Genomic DNA, 15,707 nt, shown 5'->3' with positions numbered 1-15,707 from the left:
CATGGCAGTAGAGTGGGACCTGTTGATCACCAACGTGCACCTGGCCACCATGGCGGGCGAGGGCTATGGCGAAATCCGCGATGCCGCCATTGCGGTCGATAACGGCCGCATCGCCTGGATCGGCCGCCGCCAGGATGCGGCCGCGGCGGGCAGCGCGGAGCTGGAGCACGATGCCGGCGGCTGCTGGCTGACGCCGGGCCTGATCGACTGCCACACCCACATCGTCCACGCCGGCACCCGCAGCGACGAATTCGAGGCGCGCCTGAACGGCGCCAGCTACGAGGATATCGCCCGTGCCGGCGGCGGCATCATGTCCACCGTGCGCGCCACCCGCGCCGCTGCCGATGAAGAATTGCTGCGCCAGTCCCTGCCGCGCATCGCCGCGCTGCTGGCCGAAGGCGTGACCACGCTGGAAATCAAGTCCGGCTACGGCCTGGACCTCGCCTCCGAAAGCAAGATGCTGCGCGTGGCGCGCCGCGTGGAGCAGGTCATGCCGGTGTCGGTGCGCACCACCTTCCTCGGCGCGCACGCGCTGCCGCCCGAATTCAAGGACCGCCCCGACGACTACGTCGATGCAGTGATCGGCATGATCCCGGTGCTGGCGGACGAAGGCCTGGCCGATGCGGTGGACGCCTTCTGCGAGCGCATCGGCTTCACTGCCGCCCAGACCGGGCGCATTTTCGCCGCCGCGCGCGAGCATGGCTTGCCGGTCAAGCTGCATGCCGAACAGTTGTCCGACCAGGGCGGCGCGGCCCTGGTGGCGCGCTTTGGCGGCCTGTCGGCGGACCACCTGGAGCACCTGTCAGCCGCCGGCATCGCCGCCATGGAAGCCGCCGGCACCGTGGCCGTGCTGCTGCCGGGCGCCTACTACTTCCTGCGTGACACGACGCCGCCGCCGGTCGCCGCCTTGCGTGCTGCCGGCGTACCGATGGCAGTCGCGACCGACAACAATCCAGGCACCTCGCCGATGACGTCCCTGCTGCTGGCAATGAATATGGCGTGCACGCTGTGGCGCCTGACGCCGCTCGAAGCACTGGCCGGCTGCACCATCCATGCCGCCCGCGCGCTGGGCCTGGATGGCGAGGTCGGCACGCTGGAAGTGGGCAAGCGCGCCGACTTCGCGCTGTGGCAGATCGCCCGCCCGGCCGACTTGTGCTACGCCTTCGGTTTCAACCCCTGCGTCGCCGTGGTCAACCGAGGCGTCTGGCGCGACCCCGTGGTCGGCATTCCAGCCATCGCTGCCGCCGCAGGCGCCTGACCTTGCTGCGCCGCGCCGCCACAGTCCTGCCGGCCCTGGCGACCGCCGCCCTTCTTGCCTGCAGCGCAGCCGGCGCCGCGAACACCGGCGCCGCCGATGCCACCGGCGCCACGCTGCGCATCGGCTCCAAGCGCTTCACCGAGTCCTACATCCTTGGCGAGTTGCTGGCGCAAACCGCCGCGGCGCAGGCGCGGGTCGAGCACAGGCAAGGCCTTGGCAACACAGCGATCGTGCTGGCCGCGCTGAAGTCCGGCAGCATCGACGTCTATCCCGAGTACACCGGCACGATCAGCCTGGAAATCCTGAAACACACTCAGCCCGCCACGCTGGAGCAGATGCAGCGCGAACTGGCCGCGCAAGGCCTGGGCGTGGCCATCCCGCTTGGCTTCAACAACACATACGCACTGGCGGTGCGCGGCGACGCGGGCAGCCCGCGCAAATTGAGCGAACTGGCGGCACGGCGCGGCCTGCGTTACGGCCTGTCGCATGAATTCATCGGCCGCGCAGACGGCTGGCCGGGTCTCGCCAGGCAGTACGGCATTGGCGCCGCGCCGCGCGGGCTTGACCACGGCATCGCCTATGAAGCGCTGGCGCAGAAGCAAGTCGACGTCATCGACATCTACTCCACCGACGCCAAGATCAGCCAATACGGCCTGCGCGTGCTGGAGGACGACCGCGGCTACTTCCCGCGCTACGACGCCGTCCTGCTGTACCGCCTCGACGCTGCCCAGCGCTTCCCGGCCGCCTGGAAGGCATTGCGCGCGCTCGAAGGCCGCATCAGCGCCACCGACATGATCGCCATGAACGCCGCCGCCGAACTGCACGGCCAGCCGTTCGCCGCCATCGCCAGCGACTGGCTCGGGCGCCACCCGGCCTCCATTAGCGCGGCCGGCGCATCGCACGCCGCCGCGGCCCCGGCCCCGGGCGCGCCAGCCAGCGTCCCGACACTCTGGCGACGCCTTTTTGCTGACGATTTCTGGCCCCTGACCCGCCAGCACATCCTCCTGGTCGCACTGTCGGTCGCAATGGCCAGCGCCATCGGCATCCCGCTTGGCATCCTCGCCGCCTACCGCCCAAGGCTGCGCGAACCAGTGATGGCCGTCGCAGGAACCCTGCAAACCATCCCTTCGCTGGCCCTGCTGGCCATGCTGATTCCGCTGCTGGGCACCATCGGCACCATGCCAGCCCTGTGTGCGCTGTTCGTCTACGCGCTGCTGCCGATCATCCGCAACACCTGCACCGGCATCAGCGGCGTACCGCAAGGCCTGAAGCAAGCCGCCGCAGCGCTAGGCCTGCGCAGCACACAGCGCCTGAAAGAAATTGAACTCCCGCTGGCTGCGCCAGTCATCCTGGCCGGCGTGAAAACCGCAGCCGTGATGAGCGTGGGCACCGCCACCATTGCCGCCTTCATCGGCGCGGGCGGCTACGGCGAACGCATCACCACCGGCCTGGCCCTGAACGACAACACCCTGATGCTGGCCGGCGCGCTGCCGGCAGCCCTCCTGGCCCTGCTCACGCAGGGGCTGTTCGAATGGATGGAAAGGGGATTCAAAGCATCAGCAGCCGCGCGCGCACCTGCTCGGCTTCGTGCGTGAGTACTTGCTCTGCTAATGCATCATTGGCCCGCTGCGCCGCCAGCACCTGCAATTCCCGCGTGTAGCGGTCCAGCAAAAGGCGCAGATAAACCCGATAAACAGCTTTGAACATCGTCAGTCTCCACCGAGGCGGGACTATCCATTCTGGGAGTTTCTCCGAAGAATGTATTGAGCTAGATCAAATGTAAGCCAGGTAAGAATTTGTAAGTGACGAGGCACGGTCGGGGCAGGGCGACTATATTGAAACCGTCGATTCATCTCCCCTCCCAACTGACACCTGGGTTTAGTATCCCTCGCCCGACCACACACGAGCCGCGAGGGATTTTTTTTGTCTCAGGCCTTGGCCAGCGATTGCAGCGCCGGCCCGGTAACGCGGCAAACGCGCCAGTCTGGCAGCACGTCGGCGCCCATCTGTTCGTAGAACTTGATTGCATTGACATTCCAGTCCAGTACCGACCATTCAAAGCGTCCGCACTGGCGCTCGACCGCGATCCGTGCCAGCGCCGCCAGCATCTGCTTGCCATAGCCCGCGCCGCGGCGGTTCTGCTTCACGTACAGGTCTTCCAGGTACAGCCCCTTCTTGCACAGGAAGGTCGAGAAATTGTGGAAGAACAGGGCATAAGTCACCACTTCACCCGACTCCTCGCCCACGATGCCCTCCACGCCTGGCTTGGCGCCGAACATTTCCTCATGCAGCATGGCCTCGTCAGCCACCACCAGGTGTTCCAGTTTTTCGAAAACAGCCAGTTCGCGGATCATGGCCATGATGGACGCCACGTCTTCCGGACGGGCAGGGCGGATAGTCAAATTGCTCATGAAGCTTTCTTCAAAGGTTTAAGGTCAACAGGAATGCGGCTGGCCGGCATCGACGGCGCCTTGAGCGCCCAGGCCACGCTGGCGATACACACCACCATGCCCAGGACTTCCATCCAACCCGGCCGGTAATGTTCAAGGCGAATGCTCAGCAAGACGGAAATCACCGGCGTCACTACGCCGATATACACCGCCTTCTGCGTGCCGATGCGGTCGATCAGCGTGAAGTAGCAGGCGAACGCGATCACGGAACCCAGCAGCGACAGGTACAGCAAGCCGCCCCAGTATGAAGCCGTGGCCGGCATGACAAAGGCATCGCCGCGCACCAGCGCCCACAGGGCCACCAGCAGGGTGCCCCACAACATGCCCCAGGCCATGGTCAGCAGCACATTCGATTCATGCTGGCGCACCTTGACCACCAGCGTATTGCCGACCGAGCTCGCAATGGTCGCGCCCAGCGCCAGGGCCAGGCCCAGGATGAAATGCCCCTGGCCGCCCGCCATCACGTCGCGCAGCGACTCGGAAATCGCATGATAGAACAGCAGCACCACGCCCCCGACTGCCGCGCTGCCGGCAGCCCAGGTGCGCCAGGTCAGCGGCGTGCCAAAGGCAATGCGGTTCAGGATCGGATTCCAGAACACCATCAGCGCAAACAGCACCGCCACCAGCGCCGAAACGACGTACTGTTCCGCGTTATAGGTGCCGATATAGCTCAAGCCAAAGCTGCAGCAACCCTGCAGGATGGTCCAGCGCTGCGCCTTCCACGACAGCTTCAGCTTGTCGCCGCGCAGCAGGCACCAGGCGAACAGAACGCTCGAGGCCAGTGCAAAGCGGTAGACGATGGAAACGGCGGGAGCGATGTCGCCCAGTTGCAGGGTAATCGCGAAGAAGGTGGAACCCCAGATAAGGCAGGCGAGAATGAAGAGTATCGATGAAGGCATCCCGCCAGTATAAGTGTTTCTTCGAAGCGGCGCAGTGCGCCGGCCGGCGACGCGCAAGTCCCGGCCATGGCAGCGCCGCCCTGGTTTAGTAGGCGAGATTCAGGCGGCGATACAGCACGCCCAGGACGAACAGGGGCCCGATCAGCAGGAAGCGCAAGTCGTCGAAGAACGACGGTTTCTTGCCCTCGATCTTGTGGCCGATGAACTGGCCGATCCATGCCAGGACGAAGATCAAGCCGCTCAGTGGCAGGACCGCAGCCGGCGGCAGCGCGCTCAGCACCGCCAGCATGAAGCCCGCCATCAGCAGCATGCCGAGCGCGAAATTGCGCGACAACTTGAAGTAATACACCATCGATGCCGCCGCCAGCGCCACCGCCAGCAAGGGGTGAATGGACCAGATCAGTCCCAGCAGGCTGAAGACGATCAGCGGCACGCACACGCAGTGGATCGCTTCATTCGTGGGGTTCAGGTGACTCTCGCTGTACTTCAACAGCAGGGTGACGATGGCGCGCTGCTCGCTCATGGTTGCGGTCTCCAGTGTGGTTGTTTGTTTAGCACTACCGTTCGATTCTACACCTGAGGAATCGGCATTTGGTGTCGGATTTTTTTACACCTCTTGTTTCGCTTTCAACCTAACTTATTGATTGGAAACAAAACATGCACTCTGGCATCAATATTGCTTAATGAGCAGTTCTGTTTATTATTTACCACTATGGAGTAAGACTGATGTCGAAGAAACTGATCGCTGCAGCCCTGATCGCCGCCGCATCCAGCACCAGCGCTTTCGCCGGTGTAATCGCTAGCAACACCACTGCAATTACGACGACTGGCCAAAGCTATACCAGTGCATTCAACCTGAGCGGCCCTGCACAAAGCGACGTCATCCTGTCGATCACCGCCAAGGGCGACTACGGCACCAACTATGCCGGTTTCGACGAATACCTGAACTTCTTCCTCGATAATGTGCAACTGACCCACTGGAGCAGCACCAACGGCGGCCCTTCCAATGTCGTGACCAACGTGGCTGACTACGACTACACCATCACCGGCACCATCGCCCTGACCGCAGCACAGTGGGCGCAGTTTGCAGCCGACAATGTGCTGAATGTGCGCTGGCAAAACACTTCGATGGTGGACTCGTACGCGGTCGGCGGCGCCGACTTCGTGTCCTTCACCGTGGAAGGCCGTAACGCCGCTGCCGACGTCCCTGAGCCGGCTTCGCTGGCACTGTTCGGCCTGGGCCTGGGTGCTTTCGGCCTGGTACGCCGCCGCAAGGCCTGAAGCCTGGAAGCGGGCCCGGCCCGCTTGATAGAATGGCTGGCATGACGAACCTCGACACATGCCAGGATGCGCGCAAGCGCTGCTTTGACCCGGTGGTTGACCATCGCACCCGCTTGCTGGTGCTGGGCAGCCTGCCGGGCGATAAATCGCTGGCGGTGCAGGAGTATTACGGCAATCCTCAGAACAAGTTCTGGGAGCTGGTGGGGCAGGTGATCAACGTCGACCTGCGCGCTATGACCTACCACGCACGACTCGCAACGCTGCGCGAACACGGTATCGGCTTGTGGGACGTCGTCGCCGAAGCACATCGCCGAGGAAGCCTGGATAGCGCAATTCGCAACCGCAACGAGAATGACCTTCTCGGATTGCTCGGACGCTTCCCGACGATCAAAACGATCGCGTTCAACGGCGGCACGGCAGCGAAATTAGGCATCAAAGCGCTTGGTTCCCGAGCTGTTGCGTATCAAATCTTGACTTTGCCCTCGAGTAGCCCGGCCTACACTTTGCCTTACGCAGATAAAGCTAAACTGTGGATAGCATTACAGCCGATAATGAGACGGTTCGATGATTATTAGACGCAGGCCGCAATCGGCCATTACCAGACAGTGCGAGCTTAGGAAGAAACATGACAAGTAGGGGCGAAGTCTACTTCGCGATGTATGGTGGTGATTTCGATCCAGATGAGATCTCGGTCCATGTCGGTCTCTCGGCGACGTCAATTCGGCGAAAAGGGGAACGTCGACCTGAAGTGCCGCTTCCCAGAAACTCATCCTGGGAAGTTTCCGCAGGCCGAGTTGAAAGTGACGTGATTGACGTGTATGAGATGTCGGGCGCGCTTGTGGCTCAGCTGGCACCTTTTTCAGCCAAGATCATTGATGCGAAAACTACGTTCAATTTGCGATGCGTCTTTCAGGTTGTACTCTGGATTGACCAAAATGAAGAGGCTTCGATGCCTGCGATAGGTTTCGAATCGCCGGTCATCAACTTTATCCATGCCGTCGGCGCGGAAATTGATATCGACACTTATCGAAATTAGGCCGTCTCAAGAAGGCCGTCCTCGGCCAGAACCGGACTACCGCAGCAAATTGAATGAATAAATGGAATATGGAATTTTCTGAAAATGTTGAGCACTGGCTTGCGTCCGCGCTCGCTGTAGAAGTCCCTCAAACAGTAGTGGCGTACTCATTTAACCTCTTCGAACTAGCATCTGCAGAGTCAAAATACGGAATTGAACTAATCGGCGCCGAAGAGTTCGATGAAGATGACTGGGACTGGGCATGTGATGAGGCGTGGGTGGCCAGTCCTCGTTCTATTTCAATTCCTCGAGAATTCGCCGACGGGAGCTGGGAAGAGTGCCTACACGATACGAAGCAGTTGCTGGTCAAGCTGCTACGCAAGTCGTCGGGTGCTGCAGCAAAACTAAAGGAAGGAAAGGCCGTCGCTGTCGGGTTCATCGATGGCGACTTAGACCTAATTTGGCAGGGCTAAGCTGAAATCGGCCAACAGCTGCCGTTGCGCCCTCGGCTTCCCTCCCCAGTTGGTTGCAAATATGTCAAGATCGGTGCGTACCAGGTCGCTGCGACTTTTGTCGATTTTGTTAAACCTGTATGGAAATGCAGTAAATATTAAAGAAGCCCCGCCGTTGAAGGGCTTCTTTGGTCAAAAACAAGGGATGTTATATCGTAGATGCCCATGTTAACTCGGTATTTTGCGATCTATAACACGTTGGGCCTAAATGCGAACTTTTGGAAAACGCGAATGTCCCCGGTGTGGAACCGAAATGACGACATTTTGTCCGTCGGTTGAAACATTCTCTTCTATCGGAAATGATCTTGTGGGTAACCGGGACGCGCTCGAGAAGAAGATCGCTACTTTTGAAGATGTTGCTGTTGAAGTCGTTCGTGAGTACATGGATCATCGAATGTTTCCGAAATGCGAAGAAGTTTTTGGTATCTGCCCTCACTGTGGTGGGAAGCTCGCAACTCGGGCCGCTCAGCAATGTTTGAACTGTCATACCTCATGGCACTCCAGGTAATGCGCAACTGGCCCAACAATTCCGTCAACCGGACCTACGCATCGCTTCGCGCTGCTGCGGCCGGTTACGTCCAACGTTGATGCCGCAGGCAGAATCCGGCCAATAGCGGGCATCTGAGGCGTCTTGCCGCTGACATGACATGAGATTAAATGGAAAAAAGAGCAGTCGCAGATATCGTTGGCCCTTGGGTTGATCCGGACTTCAACTCAAGTCTCACAGAGCGTTGCCGCGACAATTGGTTGGTACCAGTTGGTGAAATTTCGAATTACGTGTTGGCTACCTTCATTCGTCAGCAAATCGCATTGGGGTTAGTAGTGCCCGAGGCCCAACGCCGGATTGCGTCGAGCTTCACGGACGAAACTGAAATTCTTGACGATGAGCTGGCGCTCGCCATTGCGGGAATTTTGCCCACTGATGAGCCTCGTTAACTTCGCCGTCCATGTGAACGAAAACGGCCATGAGCAGCCTCAAAAAAAAGTCTTATGAAATTGGTGAAATTATCCCGAAGGCAGTTGCTCGCTATGTTGCTGATATTGAGTGCTCAGCCAGTATATGCAATTCCGCCGCCATCGCTTGCACCTCCCGTACTGCGCAACGCCAAAATGACCGCTACGGTCCAGCTGGTCGAAGCTCATAATGGACAAGTGACCAAGATAACCAAACTCTGCAAGGTTAGCGGCAAAATTCCAGTCTATTCTGATACCGGTGGTGCCACCCGCTCAAATACTCGGGAGATATCCGGCTGCAATATGACTTGGAAAGGAAAGAATCAAAGCGTTTCTGTGCGCGGCGCACTTGCAATTTCCAAAGGCCCCATTACCTTTGCGATCGCGAGCGTGAGCGCAGTGCCTCCTGATGCCATGCCACTTTGCTCTATTTGTGGGCCACAACCCTCAGCGGACTCCACTGCAGAATTTAAGGTAAGTGGTATCCCAAAGTCATTGACGTTCAATGTGAATCCGAACCCCGTTTCGATGTTGAATGCCAAGCCGACTGTCTGGCTTGAAGCTGAAGTAGAGATTGCTAACTGATGGTCCGCTTCGGGGCGGAAGCAGTCGGCAGGCAAAGCCTAGCGAAAGACTATGCTTCTCCCGCAGAGATAGGCCGAACTGCTAGGCGCAATCCCATGGAGCTCAGAATGGCTCGCAAAGTCCTTAACGACGGGTTGCCATGTTCAGACAGCGTGCGGTACATCGTGTTTGGATTGGCGTCCGCCCGGCGAGCAATTTCCTGCACGCCGCCGAAGGCCGTGCTCAAATACCTAAGCGCCATCATCAGATCCACTTCATCACCGGTTGCGAGAACGTCGTTAAGATAGTCCGCGGCCAGAGTTGGATCCTTCCGAAACATCTCGACAGTGGTATCATCATGAGAGCGGTGGGATTTTGTCATTTCTGTTCTTCCAATCTCGTAGCATTTCTATTGCGGATGCAATATCTCGGTCTTGTGTTCGTTTGCTGCCGCCGCACGTCAAAAGGACGACCGCCTTGCCAACAAATGCAAAGTACACGCTGTATCCGGGACCGATATCGATTCGAAGCTCTTGAACTCCCTCGCGGAGCGACTGGTGGTCACCTGCTAAGCCAGCGGCCAATCGTGCCACTCGCCGAATGATTGCTAACTTTGCATTCCGATCACCCAGGGCATCCAGCGATTCTTGGAAGTAGTCCTTGCCACGAGCATCCAGATAATGAAGGATAGTGTACATTTTAGCTTATAAGCGAAACGTCGCAAGGGAACTGAGCAAACAAGCATTGCACGAGTACCTGAACATGGAATTGACCTATGTCGGAGTCTGAAGCGATTCATGTGGTGTCAAATTGACCAAAACATCAACAAATTCTCGGAGTTGCTCGGCGCAGTGATCGAGGCCGACTTGCGCTCCATGTCTTACGACGCCCACCTGGCTAACTTGCTCGAGCCTGGCATCGGCTTGTGGGACGTCGTTTCGGAGGCACATCGCAAGGGAAGCCTCGACAGTCATCCGCAACCGTAACGGCAACGATCTGCTTGGCTTGCTTGAACGCTTCCCAAACATCAAGGCGATTGTGTTCAACTGTGGCACGGGTAAGTTGGGCGACAAAGTGCTGGGCATGCGAGGGGACTTGTACCAGGTCTTGACCCTGCCATCGAGACCCCGCTTATATTTTGTCGTATGCAGATAAAGTGAGGCAGTGGCTGGCCTTATGGCCCCTTGGCAGAATTGTAATCTCGGGCTGTTGCCAATGAAGCTGTTGGCTTGGATTAGGCGTCAGCGCCTTGACGCAAAGCTATCCCGCGACAATATGGAACTCTGTAGCGTTTGCAATCGGACGCACATAATTTCGCTCTCGCTTCAATTCCACGATGCCATAGTTGGACATGGTCTTTAAGGTCCGGAATAGCTTGCTAGGTTTGCGGCCGGTAGCCTCTGCCAACGCTGAAATAGATTCCGGCTTCATGTCCATGATGACATGTAGAAGGGCGCGGTTGTCATCACTCAGGACCTATGCGAGCGATTTCATCGACGCAAACCAAATATTCGGTTCAGTTGACTTGGAGGCGTAGTCGCCACGAGCGATCGCCAGCACGCGTTCGCGAATTCGCTCTTGAAGCATGATGCCAATAAAAATTGGTTTCATCATTTTTTACCGTCAGTCCATCGGGTCCAGCAGCGTGTCCATGGCAGGACGCCGCCTTCATTAGACCACTATATCATCTGATGATATTCATCAGTTGCAGGCGTTCTGTGACTGGGGATGCGCTACGCCAGGTGGACCGTGATGCCGCGCTGGCGGTAGGGCGACAGCGTTTCTTCCGGCACGCTGGCAACCGTTACCAGGGCAGATAGCTCGCTTAGCGGAATCACCTGGTATGGTGAGGCTGTCATCAGCTTCTCTGGCGAAGCGAGGACGATGGTTTCGGCGGCCGCTGCGCTCAGGGCTCGCTTGACGCCAGCCTCCTCGAAATCCCCGGTCGATAAGCCGGCCTCGGGGTGCACGCTGCAGACGCCCATGAAATACAGGTCGGCCCGGAATTGCCGGATCGCGTCGACAGTCGTGGCGCCTACGTTCACCACCGAATGCCTGAACAGGCGCCCGCCCAGCATGATCACCTCGATCGTCGGATGCGACACCAGTTCCAGCGCGATGGATGGGCTGTGCGTGACCACGGTAGCTTGCAGCCCAGGCGGAAGCTGGCGCACCAGTTGGGCCGAGGTCGTTCCGCCGTCGATGAACACGACTTGCCCCGGCTGCACCATGGCGGCGGCGGCGCGGCCGATCGCGCTCTTGTCGTCGGGTGCTATCTGTTGGCGGGCGGCGAAGTCACCCATCGCAGGCGACGCCGGCAAGGCGCCGCCGTGCACGCGCTGCAGGCGGCCTTCGCGCGCCAGTTCGCGCAAGTCGCGGCGGATGGTGTCTTCCGAAACGGCAAGGGCTTGGGCGGCGTCGGTGGCGACGATCTTGCCCTCGCGGTTCAGCATCTCCAGCAGGACGAGTTTGCGTTGGGAGGTCAGCATGCTTGCATGTTTTTAATTGATCTTGCATGATTATGCATGAATTGAAAACCGGGTGGAGAAAATCATGCACGAGTATGTCCGCATCAAGTCGGTCCAGCTGTTGTCGGATAACTGGTACGTCCTCAAGACCACCACCTTCGATCTGAAACGCCGCGACGGCCGCTGGCAGACCATGAGCAGGGAAACTTACGACCGCGGCAATGGCGCCGTTGCCCTGCTGTATAACCTGGAGCGCCGCACGGTGCTGTTGACGCGCCAGTTCCGCTTTCCCGCCTACGTCAACCAGCATGACGGCTACCTGATCGAAGCCCCGGCCGGCCTGCTGGATGAAGCGCATCCGGAACAGCGCATGCATGCCGAGCTGGAAGAGGAAACCGGCTACAAGGTGGACAAGCTGCGGCCGGTGTTCGATGTCTTCATGAGCCCCGGCTCCGTCACCGAGCGCCTGCACTTCTTCGTCGGCGAATATGACGCACAGTCGAAGATCGGCAGCGGCGGCGGGCTGGAGGACGAGGGCGAAGAGATTGAGGTCCTCGAACTCGATGCCGACCAGGCGCTGGCAATGACGGCCAGCGGCGAGATCAAGGACGCCAAGACCGTCATGCTGCTGCAGTACCTACACCTGCACTTGCTGCCGCCGCGTAGCATGATGATCCTGGTCGCAGGTCCATACCGTTCGGGTACGGGCGACGATCCGGAGCGCATGGCAGCGAACATGGCCGCCATGGAGGCCTATGTTCTGCCGCTGTGTCGCAAGGGCCACACGCCGGTATTGGGCGAGTGGCTGGCGCTGCCTGTGCTGCATGCCGCTGGCTCGACATCCGTCGGCGATACTGTCTATAAAGAGATTTTCCATCCACATTGTGAGCGCTTACTTTCCCACTGCAACGCCATCTTGCGCATTGGCGGCGCCTCCGCCGGCGCGGATGCCATGGTGGCTGCGGCGCGCAAACTCGGCAAGCTGGTGTACCACGACCTGACGGAGATTCCGGAGGCACGATGAAAATTGGAATGCTGACTTGGGGCAGCCACGGTGATATCCGTCCCTTTCTTGCGCTTGCCGATGGCTTGCAGTCCGCCGGCCATGAAGTCCACCTGGTGATTACCAGCCTCGAAGCCGAAACGTACGACAAGGTGCGTTCCGCTGCCGGGGCGAAAATCACCGTCTTGACACCGCTCACCTTCAACGCCGAGCAGGCCGAAGCCGTCGGCCAGGCTGCCTATCGCATCCGTGATCCGCTGAAGCAGATGGCCGAGATCTTGCGCCTGGCGTTTGCGCCGGCGGAGGACGCCATGTTCGAGGCGGCCCGGCGCCTGTGCGCGGAGTCGGACCTGCTGGTTGGGCATTACTTCATGCACCCGTTGCAGGTTGCGGCGGAACATGCGGGGCTGCCCTACGTTAGCGTCCTGTTGTCGCATGGCGGCGTGCCAAGCGATCATGTCAATCCTCTTGGCTTGTCGATGGTCGGCAGGCACGGAAATCGCCTGTTATGGCGGCTGACCCGCACTCTCCTGAATCGCACTGTGCGCCACTACCCGGACCGGCTGCGCAAGCAATTGGGCATGGCGCCGATGCGCGACATCGTGTCGGACGTCTGGGTATCGCGCTACCTGGCGCTGGTGGCAGTCAGCCCGCAAATCTGTCCGCGTCAACCCGACTGGCCCGACTCGATCCAGGTCTGCGGTTTCCTTGACCGGCCGAACTGTGAACTGGAAGGAGTACTACCGCCTTCCTTGTCTGGCTTTCTTGCGGCTGGGGAGGCGCCGGTGTACATGACCTTTGGCAGCTGGATGCCCAAGGATCTCAAGGGGCAAACGGCGGCCCTGCGTTTGCTGACCGATGCTGCGCGCGAGGCAAACTGCCGTGCGATCATCCAGTGCAGCGACTGGAACGCATGCGGCTTCAGCTCTGACGACCGTATCTTGTACGTCGCGGCGGCGCCGCACCACCGGATTTTCCCCCATTGCATGGCGATTGTTCACCACGGAGGCGCCGGGACGACGCAGTCGGCTACGCTGGCGGGCAAGCCTTCGATCGTGGTCGCCAATCTCAGTGAGCAGGAGCATTGGGGCCGTGAGCTGAAACGCATCGGCGTCGCAGGCAAGACCGTCAAACGCCGCAATGCGACAGCAGCCGGCATCGCCGCGCAGATTCGCCATGTGCGCGAAAATCCTGAGATGGGCGAGCGGGCACGCCGGATTGGCGAAGCAATGCGGCAGGAGAATGGCGTCGCGGAAGCGGTGCGGCAAATCGAACTTCGCAGCCGACGCCTTGATTCGACTGCGCTGGCCGGAAAAAAGGCCAGCGAAAGCTGGCCCGGGGAGGAATATCAGCGGTAGAAGGCGTCTACCTTGCCTTTCAGCTTGATCAGCATCGGCTGGCCGCGGCGGTCCTTGGCCGTGGCGTGCTGGACTTTGATCCAGCCTTCGCTGATGCAGTATTCCTCAACGTCAAAGCGCTCTTTGTCGTTGAATTTGATGCCAATGTCGTGCTCGAACACGGCAGCTACGTGGTGCGGGCTGCGCGGGTCGATCGACAGGTGGTCCGGGAGTTCTGGGCGGGTAGTATCGTTCATGGGGCAGGATTATACCGGAAGCCGGACCGCGATTCGCGTTACACCGGCCAGGCGCGGTCGATGATGGCGGGCAGGGCGCGGGCGTCCGGCAGGGTGCCGTAGATGCGGCCGTGCGCGCTGTCGAAGCGGCTGACGATGAAGGCGTCGGCGATTGCGGCTGGGGCGCGTTCGCGCAGCAGCCGGGCCTGGATCAGCAGGACCAGCGCTTGCGCGTTGCGGCGGGCCGACGCCTCCTGCGAGGTACGGCCGTCGAGCAGGCCGGCCAGCATGGCGAAGTGGGGGCGCAGCACGGCGTCGGCGTGGCAGCCATCCTGCAGGTCGGCCAGCAGTGCGGCTATGGCTTCCGGCTCGCGGCCGATGGCGCGCAGCAGGTCGAGCGCCATCACGTTGCCGGAACCTTCCCAGATCGACAGTACCGGTGTTTCGCGGTACAGGCGTCCCATCGGCCCTTCGTCCATATAGCCGTTGCCGCCGAAGACTTCCATCGCTTCCGCCGACAGTTCGATCGAGCGCTTGGTGGTCCACAGCTTGCCTGCCGGGGTGACGATGCGCTGGTAAGCGCGCTCCAGCGGGCTGTCGTCGCGGTCGAAGGCTTCGGCCATGCGCATCATCAGCTGCGTGGCAGCCTCGCTTTCCAGCGCCATGTCTGCCAGCACGTTCTGCATCAGTGGCTGTTCGACCAGCCGTTTGCCGAAGGCGTACCGCTGGCGCGAATGGTGGATGGCCTGCACCACGCATTGGCGCATCAGGCTCGCTGCCCCCATCACGCAGTTCAGCCGCGTGATATTGGCCATCTCGATGATGGTCGGGATGCCGCGTCCTTCCTTGCCCACCATGCGGCCCCAGGCGCCATGGAATTCCACTTCGCTGCTGGCATTCGAGCGGTTGCCGACCTTTTCCTTCAGGCGCTGCACCTGCACCGCATTCTTGCTGCCATCCGGCCGGTAGCGCGGCACGAAGAAGCAGGACAGTCCGCCTTCGGTGCGGGCCAGCACCAGGTGCGCATCGCACATGGGCGCGGAGAAGAACCATTTGTGTCCGGTCAGCTCGTAGCCGCCGGCAACGGCTTCGGCGCGCGTGGTATTGGTGCGCAGGTCCGAGCCGCCCTGTTTCTCCGTCATGCCCATGCCGACCAGGATCGAATCCTTTTCCTCGAGCGGGATGTCGCGCGGGTCGTAAGTGCGCGAGAACAGTTTCGGCGCCAGCGCTTCGAACAGCTCCGGCTCCTGGCGCAATACGGGCACGCAGGCCAGCGTCATCGAGTGCGGACATTGGCTGCCGGACTCGATCTGGTGGTGCATCGAGAAAGCGGCCGCGTAAGCCGCCCAGGCGCCGGGCCGCGGGTCCGAGAAGGGCTGGGTGATCATGCCTTGCTCGCGCGCCATGCGCATCATGCCGTGCCAGGCCGGATGGAATTCGATACGGTCGATGCGGCGGCCCTGCCGGTCGAAGGTATGCAGTTCGGGTTTGAAATGGTTGGCGTCTTCGGCCATGCGGATCGTGGCCGCGCTGCCCAGCAGCGCGCCATAGGCTTCCAGTTCGGCTTCATGGGCGCCGGCGCCGGCGCGGCGGATGCCTTCCTGCAGCGCGAGGTCGCTGGTGTACAGGTTATAGCCTTGCAATTCGTGGGTCAGGTTGTCCATTGCGGCGCAGCTCCTTGATTAATGTGCAAGAAAGTGTAATGCTCGGCGCTTTCCCGGGTGTTCGGA

General features: G+C 60.4%; 22 protein-coding genes. 11 read left to right on the top strand and 11 right to left on the bottom strand.

From position 1 onward, the window contains the following. Window position 1 precedes the first annotated feature (1 nt). On the top strand, window positions 2-1,258 hold the full coding sequence (hutI, locus tag ACN9MW_RS28350; protein WP_426165198.1) for an imidazolonepropionase: 1,257 nt from the start codon (window positions 2-4) through the stop codon (window positions 1,256-1,258). A gap of 2 nt (window positions 1,259-1,260) precedes the next feature. Further along, entirely contained in the window at window positions 1,261-2,853 is a 1,593-nt protein-coding gene (locus ACN9MW_RS28345) for a glycine betaine ABC transporter substrate-binding protein (protein WP_426165196.1), read from the top strand. Here the strand turns inward: ACN9MW_RS28345 and ACN9MW_RS28340 are convergent. From ACN9MW_RS28340 to ACN9MW_RS28325, 4 genes are all read right to left on the bottom strand, one after another. Further along, window positions 2,807-2,965, bottom strand: a complete 159-nt coding sequence (locus tag ACN9MW_RS28340; protein WP_426165194.1) for a hypothetical protein — start codon at window positions 2,963-2,965, stop codon at window positions 2,807-2,809. The two genes, ACN9MW_RS28345 and ACN9MW_RS28340, sit on opposite strands and share 47 nt — an antisense overlap. Before the next feature lie 221 nt (window positions 2,966-3,186). Continuing rightward, window positions 3,187-3,669, bottom strand: coding sequence for a GNAT family N-acetyltransferase (locus ACN9MW_RS28335; protein ID WP_426165192.1), 483 nt, complete (start codon window positions 3,667-3,669; stop codon window positions 3,187-3,189). After that, on the bottom strand, window positions 3,666-4,607 hold the full coding sequence (locus ACN9MW_RS28330; protein WP_426165190.1) for a DMT family transporter: 942 nt from the start codon (window positions 4,605-4,607) through the stop codon (window positions 3,666-3,668). Before ACN9MW_RS28330 ends, ACN9MW_RS28335 begins: the two co-directional genes overlap by 4 nt. Before the next feature lie 85 nt (window positions 4,608-4,692). After that, window positions 4,693-5,130 (bottom strand): DUF962 domain-containing protein, encoded by a 438-nt coding sequence (locus ACN9MW_RS28325; RefSeq protein ID WP_426165188.1) that lies wholly within the window; start codon window positions 5,128-5,130, stop codon window positions 4,693-4,695. Between the two features lie 203 nt (window positions 5,131-5,333). Here ACN9MW_RS28325 and ACN9MW_RS28320 point away from each other — a divergent pair, with 203 nt between their 5' ends. From ACN9MW_RS28320 to ACN9MW_RS28295, 6 genes are all read left to right on the top strand, one after another. Continuing rightward, window positions 5,334-5,888 (top strand): PEP-CTERM sorting domain-containing protein, encoded by a 555-nt coding sequence (locus tag ACN9MW_RS28320; RefSeq protein ID WP_426165186.1) that lies wholly within the window; start codon window positions 5,334-5,336, stop codon window positions 5,886-5,888. Between the two features lie 41 nt (window positions 5,889-5,929). Continuing rightward, on the top strand, window positions 5,930-6,463 hold the full coding sequence (locus ACN9MW_RS28315; RefSeq protein ID WP_426165184.1) for a DNA-deoxyinosine glycosylase: 534 nt from the start codon (window positions 5,930-5,932) through the stop codon (window positions 6,461-6,463). Between the two features lie 50 nt (window positions 6,464-6,513). Next, a complete protein-coding gene (locus ACN9MW_RS28310) occupies window positions 6,514-6,924 on the top strand; it encodes a DUF4279 domain-containing protein (RefSeq protein ID WP_426165182.1) in 411 nt (136 codons plus the stop codon). 53 nt (window positions 6,925-6,977) lie between these two features. Continuing rightward, window positions 6,978-7,376, top strand: a complete 399-nt coding sequence (locus ACN9MW_RS28305; protein ID WP_426165180.1) for a hypothetical protein — start codon at window positions 6,978-6,980, stop codon at window positions 7,374-7,376. 696 nt (window positions 7,377-8,072) lie between these two features. Beyond that, the gene (locus ACN9MW_RS28300) at window positions 8,073-8,351 is read left to right on the top strand and encodes a hypothetical protein (RefSeq protein ID WP_426165178.1); all 279 of its coding nucleotides are present in this window, start codon (window positions 8,073-8,075) and stop codon (window positions 8,349-8,351) included. Between the two features lie 54 nt (window positions 8,352-8,405). Then, window positions 8,406-8,954: a hypothetical protein gene (locus tag ACN9MW_RS28295; RefSeq protein ID WP_426165176.1), complete on the top strand. Its 549-nt coding sequence runs from the start codon at window positions 8,406-8,408 to the stop codon at window positions 8,952-8,954. A gap of 49 nt (window positions 8,955-9,003) precedes the next feature. Here the strand turns inward: ACN9MW_RS28295 and ACN9MW_RS28290 are convergent, their stop codons facing one another. Both ACN9MW_RS28290 and ACN9MW_RS28285 read right to left on the bottom strand, forming a co-directional pair. Further along, window positions 9,004-9,315 carry a DNA-binding protein gene (locus ACN9MW_RS28290; RefSeq protein ID WP_426165174.1) on the bottom strand — a complete coding sequence of 104 codons (312 nt, stop codon included), beginning with the start codon at window positions 9,313-9,315 and terminating at the stop codon, window positions 9,004-9,006. Next, complete coding sequence (locus tag ACN9MW_RS28285) at window positions 9,290-9,631, bottom strand: type II toxin-antitoxin system RelE/ParE family toxin (protein WP_426165172.1); 342 nt, start codon at window positions 9,629-9,631, stop codon at window positions 9,290-9,292. Before ACN9MW_RS28285 ends, ACN9MW_RS28290 begins: the two co-directional genes overlap by 26 nt. Before the next feature lie 99 nt (window positions 9,632-9,730). Between ACN9MW_RS28285 and ACN9MW_RS28280 the strand changes: the two genes are divergently transcribed. Continuing rightward, the gene (locus tag ACN9MW_RS28280) at window positions 9,731-9,919 is read left to right on the top strand and encodes a hypothetical protein (protein WP_426165170.1); all 189 of its coding nucleotides are present in this window, start codon (window positions 9,731-9,733) and stop codon (window positions 9,917-9,919) included. Window positions 9,920-10,193: 274 nt separating this feature from the next. On the opposite strand, the gene ACN9MW_RS28275 is transcribed toward ACN9MW_RS28280, so the two are convergent. The 3 genes from ACN9MW_RS28275 to ACN9MW_RS28265 all read right to left on the bottom strand — a co-directional run bounded on the left by ACN9MW_RS28275 (window position 10,194) and on the right by ACN9MW_RS28265 (window position 11,422). Further along, a complete protein-coding gene (locus ACN9MW_RS28275; RefSeq protein ID WP_426172324.1) occupies window positions 10,194-10,364 on the bottom strand; it encodes a hypothetical protein in 171 nt (56 codons plus the stop codon). A gap of 45 nt (window positions 10,365-10,409) precedes the next feature. Then, on the bottom strand, window positions 10,410-10,547 hold the full coding sequence (locus ACN9MW_RS28270; RefSeq protein WP_426165168.1) for a hypothetical protein: 138 nt from the start codon (window positions 10,545-10,547) through the stop codon (window positions 10,410-10,412). 119 nt (window positions 10,548-10,666) lie between these two features. Next, a complete protein-coding gene (locus ACN9MW_RS28265) occupies window positions 10,667-11,422 on the bottom strand; it encodes a DeoR/GlpR family DNA-binding transcription regulator (protein WP_426165166.1) in 756 nt (251 codons plus the stop codon). Window positions 11,423-11,486: 64 nt separating this feature from the next. On the opposite strand from ACN9MW_RS28265, the gene ACN9MW_RS28260 reads away from it, so the two are divergent. After that, window positions 11,487-12,425 (top strand): NUDIX domain-containing protein, encoded by a 939-nt coding sequence (locus tag ACN9MW_RS28260; protein ID WP_426165164.1) that lies wholly within the window; start codon window positions 11,487-11,489, stop codon window positions 12,423-12,425. Beyond that, window positions 12,422-13,762: a glycosyltransferase gene (locus ACN9MW_RS28255; RefSeq protein WP_426165162.1), complete on the top strand. Its 1,341-nt coding sequence runs from the start codon at window positions 12,422-12,424 to the stop codon at window positions 13,760-13,762. The genes ACN9MW_RS28260 and ACN9MW_RS28255 overlap by 4 nt, the downstream gene beginning before the upstream one ends. Here the strand turns inward: ACN9MW_RS28255 and ACN9MW_RS28250 are convergent. Both ACN9MW_RS28250 and ACN9MW_RS28245 read right to left on the bottom strand, forming a co-directional pair. After that, window positions 13,753-13,998: a DUF3297 family protein gene (locus tag ACN9MW_RS28250; RefSeq protein ID WP_130310317.1), complete on the bottom strand. Its 246-nt coding sequence runs from the start codon at window positions 13,996-13,998 to the stop codon at window positions 13,753-13,755. The genes ACN9MW_RS28255 and ACN9MW_RS28250 overlap by 10 nt on opposite strands. 38 nt (window positions 13,999-14,036) lie before the next feature. Beyond that, the gene (locus ACN9MW_RS28245; protein ID WP_426165160.1) at window positions 14,037-15,641 is read right to left on the bottom strand and encodes an acyl-CoA dehydrogenase family protein; all 1,605 of its coding nucleotides are present in this window, start codon (window positions 15,639-15,641) and stop codon (window positions 14,037-14,039) included. Window positions 15,642-15,707 lie beyond the last annotated feature (66 nt).

The organism is Pseudoduganella sp. R-34, from assembly GCF_049904655.1.
Classification (GTDB): Bacteria; Pseudomonadota; Gammaproteobacteria; order Burkholderiales; family Burkholderiaceae_D; genus Rugamonas.
The sequence above is the reverse complement of the archived record's forward strand: the minus strand, read 5'-3'. Positions and strand labels throughout refer to the sequence as shown.